We start from the raw sequence: 15,828 nt of genomic DNA, 5'->3' as shown, positions 1-15,828 counted from the left end.
TTCAATCCTCAACAAAAAAACCCTAGCAATTTCTGCTAGGGCTTATTTAACTATCTAATCCAAAAGCTGTTTAAGTCTGCCAACAACCTTGTAGTCAACTTTCTTTAATTCTTCTATATTTTTGACTCCAAGTAGGCACATTATTATTTTTATTTTGTATTGTAAATCTTTTAGGAAGTCTTCACAAGCTTCGTAGCCTCCGTGAAGGAGGTATCTTAGGACTTCTCCGCTCATAGCAGCCATATCCGCTCCTATGATGATTGATTTTACGATATCTGTCGCATTCCTTAGGCCACCAGATGCAATGATAAAAACATCTTCCGATAGGCTTCTTACATCTATGATAGACTTCGCTGTAGGGATTCCCCAATCGTAGAATTCAGAAAAGTCTGTTTCCACATCTCTTAAATCTTCAATCTCTATGAAATTGGTTCCACCCTTTCCGGCTACATCGATGTATTCTACTCCCATATCTAGAAGCTTTTTGGCGACACTTTTAGAAATTCCTGATCCTGTTTCTTTTACTATTATAGGAGTATCAAGATTTTCTACAAGATTTCTAATGTTTTCACCAAGTCCCTTAAAGTCCCTATCTCCTTCTGGCATGACTAGCTCCTGGGCTATGTTTAGGTGAACTTGCATAATATCTGCACCTATCAAGTCTTTGGCGAAGATAAAATCTTCAAGGCTTCTCTCTGATCCTAGATTTCCAATTTTTATTATATCCTTATCCTTAAGGAGTGTGAAGGAATCACGACTTTCCGCATCCTTTATGGCTATGGCTTCACTGCCTGAGGCCATAGGGATCCCTAGGCTCTCACAAATTGAGGAAAGGTCTTCGTTGATATCACTTCCTGCTTCCCCTCCTCCTGTCATGGCGTTAACCATAAGGGGCATGGATATAATTCTTCCTAGAAATTCTATTGAAGTATCAATCTCTTCCATATTCACATCAGAAAGAGCGTTGTGTTCAATGTAGATATCTTCTAGCAAAGTATTTGTTATGATTTCACTTTTGAGATAATTTTCTATATGTTCATCTTTTCTTCGTCTTCTATCTTCCATTTCCCACCTATCATTCATCTTTATCACTAGTATCAGACTTTTCTACCTTTTCCTCAGTTTCCTTTGGACTTTCTTCCTTTTCTTTAGGAGCTTCTTCAGGAGCAGCCTCTTCTACCTCTTCTTCTACATATTCTGGCTCATAATATTCGTACTCATAGCTAGGGGCTGGTTCATAGTAATGTGGTTCGGTATCTTCTATTATTTCTTGCCTAACAGGGGCCTCTACTTCTGCCTGTGGAACTGGATCTTCTTCGACTTGATTTTTTCTTCCATCTAGGATATTACCATCCTCATCTATACCCGCCTTGGTCCTGTCCCAATTTTTAAGCTTAAAGTTTTGAAATTCCTTGTCTACCAATCTCCAAGTCTTCTCAAATTCTGGTAGATAATAGCTAGTTCCTTCAATTGTTTGCTCTCTGCCTGGAACTGTAAAGGTTGAGACCTGATCTGATGAAAACTTGTCAATGTTGTTGGTCAAATCCATTAGAACTCCCATAGGAAGGTTGGTCTTTACGTATTTTAGGTAGTTAGTTGCAAAGGTCGTTAGATTGATTTTTTCTGACTTTGCTACTATTTGATCTACCATGGCCTTCATAAATCCTTGTTGGGCCTCAACTCTTCCTATATCTCCGTTTTCATAAATTTTCCTAGTTCTTAGGTACCATAGGGCGTGTTGGCCGTCGAAGTGATTCATCCCTTCTCTAATCTTAAGGCTTCCTACGTCTATCGAAACTCCCTTAGGAACATCGAAATCCACCCCTCCTAGAGCATCTATTATATTTTCCACAGCCTTGTAGTTTACCTGAACGTAATAGTCAATATCAAGGCCTAGGAAATTCCTTAAGGTCTGGATAGTAAGCTCTATTCCACCAAAGGCGTGGGCGTGGTTTACCTTATCGAACTCTTGTCTAATCTTTACCCTGGAGTCTCTTGGAATAGATAGGATGTCGATTTTTCCTGTTTCAGTATTAGCCTTAACTAACATTATGGTATCTGTCCTAGTAAAATCGTCATTGTCATCATCGTCTGAGTTCTTATCAACTCCTACAAGCAAAAATAGGTGTTCGTGTTCATTACTTCCTATAGCATCGTCATCAAAAGAGAAATCATCACCATAAGTTTTCTTAAGTTCATTATTCTCCAGCTTATTAAGTATGGTATTAGATCCAAAATAAGCAATTATGGCGACAAAAACTATAGCCAAAAATCTTTTTATCCTCATTATAATTCCTTATCTAATTTTAGTAAAACTTTCCTACCTACTATTATATTCGAAATAAATACTCCTACAAGATGAAGGTTTGATCTTAAAGAAAAAAGGAGCCTAAGCTCCCTTATTAATTTAATATCTTCCTTTATACTTGAGGGCTTCTGCCATGGATTTGATTGCCACCATAAAGGAAGCCTCCCTCAAATCGACATTTTCATCTTCTGCCATATCGAAGATTCTTTCAAAGACCCTAAGCAGATCTCCTTCTTCCTTATCCTTAACCTTGGTATAGTCAAAATAATATCCAATTTGGTTTTGGATCCATTCGTAATGACTTACTAGGACTCCGCCGGAGTTGGCCATGATATCTGGTATTAGAATAACTCCCTTATCTTCTAGGACTTGTGCTCCACCTGGAGTTGTTGGACCATTTGCTCCCTCTGATATGACCTTGGCCTTTATAGTCTTTGCGATTTTTTCTGTAATCACATTTTCTAGGGCGCAAGGAAGAATTATATCTGTGTCTAGGGCAAAGAATTCTTCGTTACTAATCTTTGTAGAATCGTCATAGTCTAGGACTGAAGCACCATCTTCTTTTAATTTCCTTAAAGCTTCCACATCTAAGCCATCTTCATTAATAATTGCAGAAGAACCTGAAGGAGCTTCTCTATCACTTGCATTTACAGCGATTAGCCTTGCTCCAAATTCAGACATGTATTTGGCGGCAAAGTAGCCTACATTACCAAAACCTTGGCATATAAAAGTTTTTCCATTTAGGCTCTCATTTTTTCTCTCGTAAGCGTATTTTACAGCAAGGGCTACACCAAAACCTGTCGCCTGATCTCTTGCAAAAGATCCTCCGAGGGCAAGTGGCTTTCCTGTAAAGGTCGCAATATCTTCCCTTCCCTCATTTAGGGCTATATATTCATCGATGAAATAACCCATAATCTTGGCGTTTGTGTTTACATCAGGAGCTGGAATATCTATTCTACTTCCTAAATAATTATTAGTAGCACGGACAAAACCACGTGAGAGGCTTTCGATTTCTCTTTCAGAAAGCTCTTTAGGATCTACAATGACCCCACCCTTACCTCCTCCTAAAGGAAGGCCCAAAAGAGCAACCTTGATGCTCATCATCATAGAAAGAGCCATCACTTCTTCTCTTGTCACATTTTTATCAAATCTTATCCCGCCCTTGGATGGACCTAGGGCAGAAGAATGGGCTGACCTAAAGGCCTTAAATACCTTGGTCTTTCCGTCATCCATCTTTACAGTAATAGCAACTTCTAAGAGTCTTTCTGGCTCTTTTAATATTTCAAAGACAGAAGGATCTAGTTTAAGCTTATCACAAGCCTTCTTGTACCTATCTCTAGTAGCTTCTAATATATCTAATTTCTCACTCATATTAGCTCCTTAATTAGTTTTCTATTAATAATAATACATACAAATTTATTACTAGTCAATTTCTAAAAGAAAAACTTCCAAGACAAAAATTTATCCTGGAAGCTTATTTACTCCTTAGCTCCTAATAGCTGGTCTATAGTAGTTAGACTGTCCCTGTAGGAGTTCGATATAATATCCGGAGTCGTTGGATTTTCCTCGTTGATTTTCCCTGCTGGATCATAGCCTAGGGTATTGGTGTAGGTGAATACAAGACCTGAGTTAGGCATTACAGAATTAATCACTCCAAGGGTTATCCCATCTCCCCCAGTAGTGTTTCCAATAAGGGTTGCCGTATTTGAATATTTCATGAAGTTGGCGAAACCTTCTGCTGCCGAGAAGACATTTGCGTCTACTAGTAGGTACATAGATCCATCAAAACCATAATCCTTATTTGAAGTGTCAGGATTTACTGTGATTATATCCTTCATATAAAAGTCAAAGCGCTTAAGGTCTTCTTCGTTATCGAGTTTAATAGCAGATATATCTACATTGGAAAGCCTTTCGACATTGTATCTATCGTCGGCAAACATGAGCTTGGCCTGGTTGGACTCTTTGAAAAAGAGCTTGTTTGTTACAGTTTTGGGCCCAGTTATAAGCTTTGGGAGAAGGAAGTTTTGCCAATATTCCATATTACCTCCAGCATTTCCCCTTATATCAATTGCAAGGGCTTTATATAGGTGTTTGTTTTTAAGAAATTCTTTTAGAAGCTTGAGGTCTTCTGTATATTTCTCACTTCCAGCCATGGACTTTACCCTAAGGATTGCTATATCATCGCTTGCTTCTTCAAATTCAAGATTTGCTGTAGTATCCTTATCAAAAAGTGCTGATCTTCTAGAAAGACCTAGGGGGCTATCTACATCGCTTTGAACCCCTTCTAGGCCATACCTATTTCTTACGACCTGCCTATTTAGATTTAAAAATTCATAATAAATCGAAGGTGACTTCCAGTTTTTTGAGAAGTAGAGGAGGGTCTTTTCTACATAGGCCTTATCGGCAATTCTTGTATGATTATTCCTTAAATCTCCACAAATCTCTTCCATGACCTTCCTAAAGTCTTCGTCGTTTTCACAGCCTTCTACCATCTTCTTGTATTTATCATAATTGTTTAGAAAGTCAATATTGTGTTTTCTTTTCAAAACTCCAAAGAAGGGGTAGTTGTTTTGGATTTGGTTGAAGAAATAATCGAAATCTTCTAGTCTTTCTTCCTTTGTCAATTCCTTAGGTCTTTGTGCCTTTGGAACTTGAAGTCTTAGGGGCTCATCTAAGCTCTTATACCACTTTAAGTACTCATCTACTGTAAATCCCGTAATCTTGTCTGGAAAGAAGCTCCCATCAGAAAGGATAATTCCTGAGTTATCGTACTCTCTCATGGCCCTTTTGCTCTTCATAGAATCAAGCCTTCTACCAACGCATGAAGTCATTATAATTAATGACAAGAAGATAATGAGAAGCTTAAATTTCTTATTCATCTAGAAATCCTCCGTTTAATACCAAATCTCTCTTGTAGAGATCATAGAGTAGGGGGATATTTCCGATAGGATTTACCAGAGAATATATTATGATAAATACTATAATAAAAGAAAGTCTGTTCTGTTCAAGTCTTCTGATAGAGGCTTGGCTATAGTTTTTGTTTTTAAGATTGGCGAAGGAAAATACTAGGGCAAAGACCCCGAAAACTATTTCAAAAATCTCCCTATAATAAATGCCGAAGGCAAGGACTCCGCATCCTGCCAAAAAGTATAAGAGGCTGCTTAGCTTTACTAGATTGTTGTATCTTTTTATGAGATTTCTTTCTCTCTTATTTCTCTTTCGCATATCATAATTCCAAATTCGGGTAGACTTTCATGAAATTATCGTCTACAGCTCCATTTTTATAGTTTAAGTAACCTGCCATAGCAATCATAGCCGCATTGTCCGTGCACAAGATTACAGATGGATGATAGAATTTGATTCCTTCCTTGTCGCACTCTTCCTTAAGTCTTTCCTTAAGTCTGGAGTTTGCAGCAACTCCCCCACTTACAGCTAGAGTCTTAAGGCCTGTTTCTTTAAGAAGCATCATGGACTTATCTACCAAGACATCGACAACCGCTTCTTGAAAGCTCGCCGCAAGGTCAGCCTTATTTACTTCTTCGCCCCTTTGTTCAAGCTTGTGGGCGTAGTTTAGGACTGCTGTCTTAAGACCTGAGAAGGAAAAATCGTAGGACCCCTTCTCTAGCATTACCCTAGGAAAGTCTATAGCGTCTTTATTACCTTCCTTGGCAAGCTTATCGATCTTTGGCCCTCCTGGATATCCAAGTCCTATCTTTCTTGCGACTTTATCAAAGGACTCTCCTGCTGCATCATCCAAGGTTTTTCCGATAACTTCATAGTCAGTATAAGAATTTACCTTACATAGATAGGTATGGCCTCCAGATACTACTAGACTTATAAAGGGAGGTTCTAAGTCCTTGTTTGACAAATAGTTGGCACAAATATGTCCTTGCATGTGATTGGCTCCAATCAAAGGTGTATTTGTCGCAAGAGATAGGCCCTTGGCTGCAGAAATCCCAACCAAAAGCGATCCCATAAGTCCCGGTCCCTTAGTTACTGATATAAGGTCTATATCTTCGTAGCTTAAGTTAGTATCGGCTAGGGCCTTTTCTATGAGGGGATTTATAGCCTCAAGGTGCTTTCTACTTGCAATCTCTGGCACAACTCCTCCGAAAAGCGCGTGAATATCAATCTGTGATGATATCAAGTTCACCAATACTTCTCTATCGTTTTTGAGAATCGCCACAGAACTATCGTCACAGCTTGTCTCGATTCCCATTGTATAAAAATCACTCATATAATTTCCTTTTCATATTATAGGCATCTTCTCCCAATTTCTGATAATAGTTTTTCCTGATGCCATCTTTTTCAAAGCCAAATTTTTCGTAAAGTCCTATAGCCTTAAAGTTTTTGACAGAAACTTCTAGCCAAATTTCCCTAGCTCCGCTCTCCTTACTTTTTTCTATAAGATGAGATAAAAGTTCTTTACCGATACCACGCTTTCTGTAAGCTTCATCTACTGCTATGGTAAAGATTTCTACTAGGTCTAGGACCTTGCTCGCTATGTAAAAGCCTACTATCTCGCCATCTAGCTCATATACATAGTGGTTTAAGAACGAATTGGCAGTAAGCTCTTTTATAAGATTCTTCTTTGTCCATGGTTCAAAGAATGAAGCATTTTCAATCTCGTAAACCCTATCGGCGTCCTTTATTTCCATTCTTCTTATCATTTTTGGCTAACTCTCTTTCTGCCTGACTGGCTCTAAGGTAGTTTGGGACAATCTCGTAAAGTTCTTTTCTAGGAAAGTCTTCTTCTATGGCAATCTTAACCAGGGACCTTCCTATAGAATTATTGAAATTTAAAGGAAGGCTTGTAGCCTTATCAAACTTATCCTCATATTTTTCATTCAAAGTTCCAATAAGCTCAACTTCTCGTGCTAGGTTATTAACCCTACTTGCAAAGTCATCTATGGTATACAAATCTTCCCTAATAACTTCATTAAAGTTTTCATCATATACTGCCGCATAGACTCTATTACCCCTAGCATCTATCATTGGGACCTTTAATCTAGCTGAAGACGAATTGTTAGCAAGGGCTAGGAGGGTTGATATGGCGACAAGATCCTTCCCTGTAGCTTGGGCCAAGGTCTTTGCTATAGTCATCCCAATCCTAAGGCCTGTAAAAGAACCTGGTCCCTTGCTGATAACGAACTTGTCTATATCTGCTACCTTCATTCCCAAAAGATTTAATAAGGTCTCAATCATTGGAACCAGGGATTCGCTATGAGTTTTTTGTTGGTTTACATTAAAATCTCCAATAATCTCTGCCCCATCTGATACAGTAACGGTCGATATCATTGTAGATGTATCAATTGCTAAAATATTCATTTATTTCACTTCCTCTAATTGACCCAGAGTCAATTGTAATCTCTCTCTCATTTTCTCCTAGTTTTTCTATCCTTATATCTATCATATCTTCAGGCAAGTAAGGCCTTACATTTTCTGCCCATTCTAGTATTGTTATGGCATCTTCTGGATAGAAATACTCCTCGAAATCTATATCAAAAATCTCTTCTGGCTCATCAAATCTATAAAGGTCCAAGTGATAAATCTTCTTATCCCCCTCATAGATATTTACTATAGCAAAGGTTGGAGAAGAAGAGTCCTCTATGGCAAAATACTCTGATATATAGCCTGTTAGAGTTGTCTTTCCTGCTCCCATGGCTCCCTTAAGATTTATAACATCGCCCTCCTTTAAAAGATGCGCGAATTTATAAGCAAATTTTTTTAATTCTTCTAAGTTTTTAATAATCATAATTCCTCTTAGCTTCTATTATACTAAAGAAGACCCAATAAAAAAAGCCCAACCATAATGATTGAGCTTAAGAATCACTTCTTATCCTCTTTTGATGATTGGGGAAACTCTTTTATAAATTAATTCTGTTACAAAACTCGCTACAAAACCTTTGACAATATTAAATGGTGCAATAGATAAAAGCATTAGGCTGAAGTAGCTTTTAACTAGACCATTTGTCTTAGCAGTCATACCCACAAAGGCATTTAGGTCAAGGCCCATAACCTTAGCATAGGTTGGGAAAACTATAAAGGCGTTTGAAAGTGTAGCAACTGCTGTCATTGCAATAACTCCAAGAGCTAGAGAAAATATAGCTGTCTTTTTAGTCTTTCTATTTTTATAAATACTTGATGAAACATAAACAAAAACTGCCCCAACTATGAAGTTAGAAAGCTCTCCAACTCCCCCTGTAGTAGTCTTTGTTAGATTTAAGATATTTTTGATAAGTTGAATCAAAACACCATACCAAGGTCCCATTGCAAAGCCACCGATAAGGGCTGGCACATCAGCTAGGTCAACCTTCATAAAAGGTGGGGCTATTGGTATTGGGAACTGGATAAACATCAATACATAGGCAAAGGCTGCCAAGATACCAACTTTAACAACTGAGTTTAAACTAAATGTCTTACTTCTATTCATACTTCCTCCTTATGGGCAATAAAAAATGCCCGATATCAGGGCAAAAAAAGCAGATTACAATTAATCTTCTTTCATCCAGACTTTACTGTCGGTATTGGAATTGCACCAATTCAGTCGAATAGACTCGCGGACTTTACCGCCGGTTAAGGAATTTCACCTTTCCCTGAAGATATCGCTAAGCGATAATATTTAGTTTATTTCTTAAACTCATTATACCAGATAAAAGATCTTTTGCAATAAAAATGCTATTCGTTTTCACACTTATCTAGGACCCATTTGTAGCCCTTCTTGTTTACTGTCTTTATAGGACTGAGCTTTGCTTTTTTGAATTGGCTTCTAATCTTTCTTATGTACTCTCTGACTGATCTTTCAGTTGTGTCAAAGCCTTTTTGGGCCATTTCTTCAACTATTTCTTCCTTACTTAGGATCCTTCCCATGTTTTTGATCAGAATTGAGCAAATCGCTATCTCGCTTTTGGTTAGATCTAGGATATCATTGCCAATTCTAAAAATCCCATTATCTTCTTCGAGACTGCAGATGCCCATGCTTATGATGTTGGCTTCCCTTAGCTCTTCTACTTTCCTAAAGACATCCTTAATAAATTCCTGCCTAGTCACAGAATGAATGACAAATTCCTTATCATCAATTTCTGCCTCGTAAGGGTTTTTCTTATATCTCTCTGTTAGATATATGACAGGGATTTTTGTCTTTTGTTTTATAAATTGTATAACTTGCAAGCACTTGTTGTGGGTCATGTCGACTAAGATTAGATCGACTCCTCCTAAGTCCCTAAACAAGAGATCGTCTACTGAATCGATTTTTTCTACAAGTACTTCACTTTTATTGAAACGAGAATTAATAAGTGAGGATACCCCATTCTCATTCTCTACAGATAGAATTCTCATACTCTCCTCCATATCCAAGGATTAATTCCAAAATAGAGAAAGTGCACTAGCGCACCTTCAGAGTTAATTTTACCACAAATTGATAAATCCCGCAAAAAATAGCAATTTATCAAGTCCTGACCCTACATAATTAGATCAATTTATTCCTATATAAATTTCTGTACTTTAAAAGGAGTTAATAACTCCCTTAACTTAGACCGAATAGATAATATTTATCTTTGTCTAAAGAAGGGAGCTATCATCCTCCTTTATCTTATAGATAGTATTTTTTAACTACATTTAGCTCATCATCTAGTTCGTAAACTAGTGGTTGGCCTGTTGGAATTTCAAGGCCCATGATATCTTCGTCAGAGATTTTCTCTAGGTGTTTTGCTAGGGCTCTTAGGCTGTTTCCGTGAGCTGCTACTAGGACTGTTTCTCCATCAAGAAGTTGTGGAGCAATGTGGTCGAAGTAGTAAGGAAGCACTCTATCAAGAGTTACTTTTAGGTTTTCTGCTGTTGGAACAACGTCAGCTGGAAGGTGTTTGAACATTGGAAGTTCTGCTTGTTTTTTAGCTTCTTCTTCACTTAGTTCTGGTGGAAGTGTATCGTAGCTTCTTCTCCAGATGTGAACTTGTTCATCTCCGTATTTTTCAGCTGTTTCAGCCTTGTTTAGTCCTTGAAGAGCTCCGTAATGTCTTTCGTTTAGTCTCCAAGATTTTTCTACTGGAACGAACATTTGTCCTGAGTATTCAAGGGCATAGTTACAAGTTTTGATTGCTCTTGTTAGAACTGATGTGTGAGCATGGTCAAACATTATTCCTGCTTCTTTGATTTTTCTACCAGCTTCTTTAGCTTCTTCTTCCCCTTTTTCAGATAGGTTTACGTCAACCCAACCTGTAAATTTGTTGGCAAGGTTCCATTCACTTTGACCGTGTCTTACTAGAACTAATTTTTTTGTCATTATCTTCTCCTTAATTTCTCGTCCATTTCTAACTCTTTTTGTTTGCCTTTGATGGCATCATTTCTCTCTTCATCTAGGGAATCCATCCAGTTTAGGGCCTTGGATGTACCTATGATAACACACTCTGTCGCATCATCTGCGATTTTCGCTTCGATTTGAAGCTTTTCTGTAAGTCTTTGTCTAAGGCCTAGAGTGTAAGCTCCCCCGCCTGTAAGGATTATCTCCCTATCGTATATATCAGATTGAAGCTCTGGTGGTGTTACTTCTAGTACTTTCTTCACCCCATTTATGATCAAATCAATCTCAGGCCTTATAGCATCGTAGATTTCTGCAACTGGAAGGAAGATTTTTTGTGGGAGTCCATTTGATATAGACCTTCCACTTACTTCTATAGATTGCTCACTTCCTACAAGTCCTGCTTCGATTTTAATCTCTTCGGATTTACTATCCCCTATTAATATACCATATCTTTGCCTGATGTAGTCTTTTATTTTTTTATCAAAGGAAAGTCCTGCTGTATTAACAGACCTACTAGCTACAACTTGGCCCATAGATATGACTGCAATATCACAGGTTCCTCCTCCGATGTCTATCACAAGGCTTCCACCTGGATCGGTTATATCACATCCTGCTCCTATAGCTGCAGCTAATGGCTCTTCTATTAGATAGGTCCTATGACTTCCTGCATTATCACTTGCCGCAAGGACTGCTCTTTTTTCGACTTGACTTGATCTTGATGGAACACAGATTAATAGGTCTGGTTTGAGCAAGGTTTTCTTAACTGCCTTATCCAAGAAATATTTTAGCATTCTTTCTGTAGCTTTAAAGTCAGAAATCACCCCATCTTTCATAGGCATGATGGCCTTGATATTACCCGGAGTCCTTCCGATAAGCTTTTTCGCCTCGCTACCTACCGCAAGTATCTCATCAGTTAGTACATCTATCGCTATGACAGAAGGCTCTTCTAGAACTATTCCCTTGCCAGCGACATACACTAGGACAGAAGCAGTTCCTAAATCTATCGCTATAGATTTTCTTAGTCTTGCCATATCATCTCCCTAGTATTTCTTTAATTCATCAATCTTATCGACTCTTTCCCAAGTAAAGTCATTGTCATCTCTTCCAAAGTGACCAAAGGCTGCAGTTTTTTTGTAGATTGGTCTTCTAAGGTCGAGTTTATCTATTATAGCTTGAGGTCTAAAGTCAAAATTTTCTTTTACAATCTCTAGAAGTTTCTCATCGTCATATTTTCCTGTACCAAAGCTATCTACATAGATTGATAGGGGTCTTGCAACTCCTATAGCATAAGATAAGCCGATTTCTAACTTATCAGCAAGTCCTGCTGCAACCATGTTTTTGGCTGCATATCTTGCCATGTAGGCTGCAGATCTATCTACCTTTGTTGGATCTTTTCCTGAGAAGGCTCCTCCACCTGACTTAGAATATCCACCATAGGTATCTACTATTATTTTTCTTCCTGTAAGTCCGCTGTCGCCCTTAGGTCCTCCGATTACAAACTTGCCTGTTGGGTTTACGTAAATCTTAGTATCCTCATCCATTAGGGAAGAATCAATTACCTTATCGATCACTTCTCTTTTGATATCTTCTTTAATTTTTTCTAAGGATACTTCTGGGCTGTGTTGGGCAGAGATTACGATTGAGTCAATTCTTTTGAGAACTCCATCATCGTATTCTACGGTAACTTGGCTCTTTCCGTCTGGTCTTAGATAAGAAAGGGTGTCGTCACGTCTAACATCGCTTAGCTTTTTGGATAGCTTTTGGGCATAGACTACTGATATAGGAAGATATTCATCACTTTCCTTATCAGCATAACCAAATACCATTCCTTGATCTCCTGCCCCAATCTTATCGTAGTCTTCGTGACTTGTCTCATAATCTTGGGCTGAGTCCACTCCTTGGGCAATATCTGATGATTGCTCGATAAGAGAAGTTAGGACAGCTACATTTGAGTAGTCAAAGCCTAAGCTTGGATCATCGTAGCCTATTTCTTTTATAGTATCCCTTACGATTTTTTCTATTGGTGCATAGGCTTCTGTTGAGATTTCTCCTACAACTAGGACAAGACCTGTTGTTGTTACTGTCTCACAGGCAACTCTTGAATTTTTATCTTGTTTTAGACATTCATCTAAGATTGCATCAGAGATTTGATCGCATACCTTATCAGGATGTCCTTCTGTTACGGATTCACTTGTTATAAGTCTTTTCATTATTTCCTTCTTTCTAAAAGAACTACTGCACGAGCCTCAATTCCTTCGCCCCTGCCGGTAAAGCCGAGCTTTTCGCTTGTTGAAGCTTTGACGCTAATATTTTCTATATCTGTTTTTAAATGTTTTGCCAAAATCTTTCTGATGTCTTCACTAATTGGGGCAATTTTAGGCCTCTCGCAGATTGTTACTGTATCGAGATTTCCAATTCTGTAGCCTTCTTCTTCCATAAGGGCTACTACCTTATCCAAAAGCTCTATAGAATAAATATCCTTATAGGCCGGATCTGTATCTGGAAATAAATTTCCTATATCAGGCTTAGCAAGAGCTCCTAGGATGGCATCCATTATAGCATGAGTTAGTACATCTGCATCAGAATGACCCAAAAGCCCAAGATCATAATCAACCTTGAGCCCTCCTAGGTATAGGTCTCTTCCCTCAACTAGTTTGTGAACATCATATCCAATTCCTATTCTCATTATACGTCCTTTTTCCTCTGAAGATATGCATTTGCGAAAATTATATCTTCTTGGGTTGTTATTTTAATATTCGAGTATTCCCCATGAACTACCTTGACCTTCTCATCCCTATCGAAGAATTCAAATAGTTGGGAATCATCTGTTACTTTAAACTCGCTAGCAAGATATTTCTCATACATGGCATATATAAGCTTTTTGTCAAAGGCTTGGGGAGTTTGGATGTTGTAGACATAGTCCCTGTTAGGAGTAAAGTCTACGAACATATCATCATTGATGATTTTTACTGTATCCTTTGACTTGGTAGCAGTAATTACGGCCTTATTTTTCCTTAAAGCATTGATAGTCTTTAGGAAAAGTTCTTCGCTTGCAAAAGGTCTTACCCCATCATGAGTTAAGACCAATTCGCTTTTTGAATTAAGGGCTTTTAGACCTTCAAAGGTTGAAAGCTCCCTGGTTGTGCTACCATATACATATCTTATATTTCCATCATATTTTTCTAAAATATCTTTTATGAGATCTTCGTCATCTTTTCTTATGACAAGGATTATCTCATCTATCTCTTTTATTTTACTTACAGTATCTAGGGTAATTTCTAGGACTTTTCTGCCCCCTACTTCTATGTAGGGCTTATTAATCTTTGATCTCATCCTAAGGCCTGAGCCTGCTGCTGTAATTATTGCAGATAAAAACTTTCCATCAATCATTCTTATGCCTTACAAATATCATTCTTCCAGCTGATGTCTGAAGTACAGAAGTAACTGTAGCATCTATCGTCTGGTCGATATACTTTATTCCGTCTTCAACAACAACCATAGTTCCATCGTCTAGATAGCCTACTCCTTGATTTTTACCCTTTCCTTCCTTGATGACATCAATTCTCATCATCTCACCAGGAATTACTACAGGCTTTAGGGCGTTGGCCAAATCATTTATGTTTAATATAGGAATGCCCTGTACGTCAGCTACCTTGTTAAGATTGTAATCATTGGTAAAGACCTTGCCATTTAAATCAATTGCAAGCTTTAAGAGCTTGGAATCTACTTCCTTTATGTCCTTATAGTCTTTGTTTGTGACCTTTAGCTTAATCTTGTTATTTTCCTTGATTTTATTTATAGTATCAAGACCCCTTCTTCCCCTCTCTCTTTTAAGATCATCTGGGGAATCAGCTATGTGTTGGAGCTCTTCTAGGACAAACTCACTTACTATAAGCTCTCCTTCAAGAAAGTCCGTTTCTATAATATCAAGGATTCTTCCATCAATTATAACTGATGTATCGAGAATTTTAGGGCTTGCTGTGCGTTTATTTCTCTCAAAGATAAAGGATTTGTTATCCTTAGTCTCCTTATTTTCTTTTTTCTGAAATATTCCTAATATGTCTTCAGCATTATTGGATGCAACTCTCCAGCCCAAATATCCTAAACCTATATATAATAAAATAGATAATAGCACAAAAATTAGATTTCCTACATAAGGAATGGTTAGTTCGGTTAGGGGTTTGGTCACCAAAGCTGCTATCAAAAATCCTAATATAGCTCCTACAATTCCAACAATCAGTTTATTGGCCGGGACTTTCTTTAAATTCTCCTCGAATAGATTAAATCCTTGCTGAAACCTATCCGAAAACTTGTCCGTCAGCATATAAAAAACTAATGCTCCCAATAAAGCTGCGGCAATATGAGCAAAAATCTTTACAAAGCCGGCGCCTGGTAAAAAATCCGTGCCGGCATTTATAAGTCTTAAGATCACAATGCCAAGAACAGCTCCGATTATTGAAAGCACTAATCGAATTATTCTTTTCATTTGCTTCTCCTTAGAGTCCTATAGACTCGTCTATCATCGCTTCCGCTTCTTCTTTCTTTAGAGAACCTGCCATTACTAGCTCACTTGCAAGAATCCTCCTAGACCTGTTCAAAAGTTTCTTCTCTGTAGTAGAAAGTCCCTTGTCATTATCAAGGATAGCTAGATTTCTCACCATCTTGGCTATTTCAAAAATATCTCCGGTCTTTAGGATCTCTTGGTTTTGTCTATATCTTACAGTCCAGTTATTACTCATATCACTAGGCTCGTCGTCGAGGATCTTAAGCACCTCATCTCCTTCTTCCTTAGTGATTACATCTCTTATGTTCATCTCATTGATTTTGCTTGTAGGTATTGAAATATCCATATCTCCTATTGGCATTTTTAGGATGAAATAATCCTTTACTTCTCCCAAAAACTCCTTTTTCTCAATAGAGTCTATGGTACCTGCCCCATGCATTGGGTATACGATCTTATCGCCGATTTTAAACATTTTTACCTCCTAGGTCCTCTATTATATTATAACCTATTTGGCCCTTTTAGTAAATGCTAGACAAAACAGTATATCACAATCACCCAGCTCTTTCAATCCTATAAGCCATTTTTTATCATAATTCTCTTATTTAAAATTTCGATTTTTGCATCAGTACTTGAGCCACCATACTCTCCATCCAAGGACCAGGACACCTCTCTATCTGTTACTACCCTAAAAGACTTGCCTTGGCGCATTATCACCAT

General features: G+C 37.9%; 18 protein-coding genes and 1 riboswitch. All 18 genes read right to left on the bottom strand.

Annotated features, from left to right (window positions below; genetic code table 11):
• Nucleotides 1–54 precede the first annotated feature (54 nt).
• The 18 genes from fni to MRZ08_RS00875 all read right to left on the bottom strand — a co-directional run bounded on the left by fni (nucleotide 55) and on the right by MRZ08_RS00875 (nucleotide 15,583).
• Nucleotides 55–1,065, bottom strand: coding sequence for a type 2 isopentenyl-diphosphate Delta-isomerase (gene fni / locus MRZ08_RS00960; protein ID WP_297378207.1), 1,011 nt, complete (start codon nucleotides 1,063–1,065; stop codon nucleotides 55–57).
• A 10-nt stretch (nucleotides 1,066–1,075) separates the two neighbouring features.
• Complete coding sequence (locus tag MRZ08_RS00955; protein WP_297378203.1) at nucleotides 1,076–2,287, bottom strand: LCP family protein; 1,212 nt, start codon at nucleotides 2,285–2,287, stop codon at nucleotides 1,076–1,078.
• A gap of 120 nt (nucleotides 2,288–2,407) precedes the next feature.
• On the bottom strand, nucleotides 2,408–3,679 hold the full coding sequence (locus MRZ08_RS00950; protein WP_297378201.1) for a Glu/Leu/Phe/Val dehydrogenase: 1,272 nt from the start codon (nucleotides 3,677–3,679) through the stop codon (nucleotides 2,408–2,410).
• 107 nt (nucleotides 3,680–3,786) lie between these two features.
• Complete coding sequence (locus tag MRZ08_RS00945) at nucleotides 3,787–5,187, bottom strand: S41 family peptidase (RefSeq protein ID WP_297378198.1); 1,401 nt, start codon at nucleotides 5,185–5,187, stop codon at nucleotides 3,787–3,789.
• Nucleotides 5,180–5,533 (bottom strand): hypothetical protein, encoded by a 354-nt coding sequence (locus MRZ08_RS00940; protein ID WP_297378195.1) that lies wholly within the window; start codon nucleotides 5,531–5,533, stop codon nucleotides 5,180–5,182. Before MRZ08_RS00940 ends, MRZ08_RS00945 begins: the two co-directional genes overlap by 8 nt.
• A 1-nt stretch (nucleotide 5,534) precedes the next feature.
• Nucleotides 5,535–6,545, bottom strand: a complete 1,011-nt coding sequence (gene tsaD, locus MRZ08_RS00935; protein ID WP_297378192.1) for a tRNA (adenosine(37)-N6)-threonylcarbamoyltransferase complex transferase subunit TsaD — start codon at nucleotides 6,543–6,545, stop codon at nucleotides 5,535–5,537.
• Nucleotides 6,538–6,978 (bottom strand): ribosomal protein S18-alanine N-acetyltransferase, encoded by a 441-nt coding sequence (rimI, locus tag MRZ08_RS00930; RefSeq protein ID WP_297378189.1) that lies wholly within the window; start codon nucleotides 6,976–6,978, stop codon nucleotides 6,538–6,540. Before rimI ends, tsaD begins: the two co-directional genes overlap by 8 nt.
• Nucleotides 6,944–7,636 carry a tRNA (adenosine(37)-N6)-threonylcarbamoyltransferase complex dimerization subunit type 1 TsaB gene (tsaB, locus tag MRZ08_RS00925; protein ID WP_297378187.1) on the bottom strand — a complete coding sequence of 231 codons (693 nt, stop codon included), beginning with the start codon at nucleotides 7,634–7,636 and terminating at the stop codon, nucleotides 6,944–6,946. The genes rimI and tsaB overlap by 35 nt, the downstream gene beginning before the upstream one ends.
• Entirely contained in the window at nucleotides 7,617–8,063 is a 447-nt protein-coding gene (gene tsaE, locus MRZ08_RS00920; RefSeq protein WP_297378184.1) for a tRNA (adenosine(37)-N6)-threonylcarbamoyltransferase complex ATPase subunit type 1 TsaE, read from the bottom strand. Before tsaE ends, tsaB begins: the two co-directional genes overlap by 20 nt.
• An 81-nt stretch (nucleotides 8,064–8,144) precedes the next feature.
• Nucleotides 8,145–8,741: an ECF transporter S component gene (locus MRZ08_RS00915; protein WP_297378181.1), complete on the bottom strand. Its 597-nt coding sequence runs from the start codon at nucleotides 8,739–8,741 to the stop codon at nucleotides 8,145–8,147.
• Between the two features lie 59 nt (nucleotides 8,742–8,800).
• A riboswitch (FMN riboswitch) is annotated at nucleotides 8,801–8,916 on the bottom strand.
• Nucleotides 8,917–8,986: 70 nt separating this feature from the next.
• Nucleotides 8,987–9,646: a winged helix-turn-helix domain-containing protein gene (locus tag MRZ08_RS00910; protein WP_297378178.1), complete on the bottom strand. Its 660-nt coding sequence runs from the start codon at nucleotides 9,644–9,646 to the stop codon at nucleotides 8,987–8,989.
• 253 nt (nucleotides 9,647–9,899) lie between these two features.
• Nucleotides 9,900–10,589: a 2,3-diphosphoglycerate-dependent phosphoglycerate mutase gene (gene gpmA / locus MRZ08_RS00905; protein ID WP_105301272.1), complete on the bottom strand. Its 690-nt coding sequence runs from the start codon at nucleotides 10,587–10,589 to the stop codon at nucleotides 9,900–9,902.
• Entirely contained in the window at nucleotides 10,589–11,638 is a 1,050-nt protein-coding gene (locus tag MRZ08_RS00900) for a rod shape-determining protein (RefSeq protein ID WP_297378172.1), read from the bottom strand. Before MRZ08_RS00900 ends, gpmA begins: the two co-directional genes overlap by 1 nt.
• 9 nt (nucleotides 11,639–11,647) lie before the next feature.
• Complete coding sequence (gene metK, locus MRZ08_RS00895; protein WP_297378169.1) at nucleotides 11,648–12,817, bottom strand: methionine adenosyltransferase; 1,170 nt, start codon at nucleotides 12,815–12,817, stop codon at nucleotides 11,648–11,650.
• Nucleotides 12,817–13,293, bottom strand: coding sequence for a 2-C-methyl-D-erythritol 2,4-cyclodiphosphate synthase (ispF, locus tag MRZ08_RS00890; protein WP_297378167.1), 477 nt, complete (start codon nucleotides 13,291–13,293; stop codon nucleotides 12,817–12,819). The genes metK and ispF overlap by 1 nt, the downstream gene beginning before the upstream one ends.
• A complete protein-coding gene (gene ispD, locus MRZ08_RS00885; RefSeq protein WP_297378164.1) occupies nucleotides 13,293–13,997 on the bottom strand; it encodes a 2-C-methyl-D-erythritol 4-phosphate cytidylyltransferase in 705 nt (234 codons plus the stop codon). Before ispD ends, ispF begins: the two co-directional genes overlap by 1 nt.
• Nucleotides 13,990–15,093, bottom strand: coding sequence for a PIN domain-containing protein (locus tag MRZ08_RS00880; protein WP_297378161.1), 1,104 nt, complete (start codon nucleotides 15,091–15,093; stop codon nucleotides 13,990–13,992). The genes ispD and MRZ08_RS00880 overlap by 8 nt, the downstream gene beginning before the upstream one ends.
• Before the next feature lie 10 nt (nucleotides 15,094–15,103).
• Nucleotides 15,104–15,583: a CarD family transcriptional regulator gene (locus tag MRZ08_RS00875; RefSeq protein ID WP_297378158.1), complete on the bottom strand. Its 480-nt coding sequence runs from the start codon at nucleotides 15,581–15,583 to the stop codon at nucleotides 15,104–15,106.
• Between the last annotated feature and the right edge of the window lie 245 nt (nucleotides 15,584–15,828).

Origin of the sequence: Anaerococcus sp., from assembly GCF_022770135.1 — a bacterium.
GTDB lineage: Bacteria > Bacillota > Clostridia > Tissierellales > Peptoniphilaceae > Anaerococcus.
The sequence above is the reverse complement of the archived record's forward strand: the minus strand, read 5'-3'. Positions and strand labels throughout refer to the sequence as shown.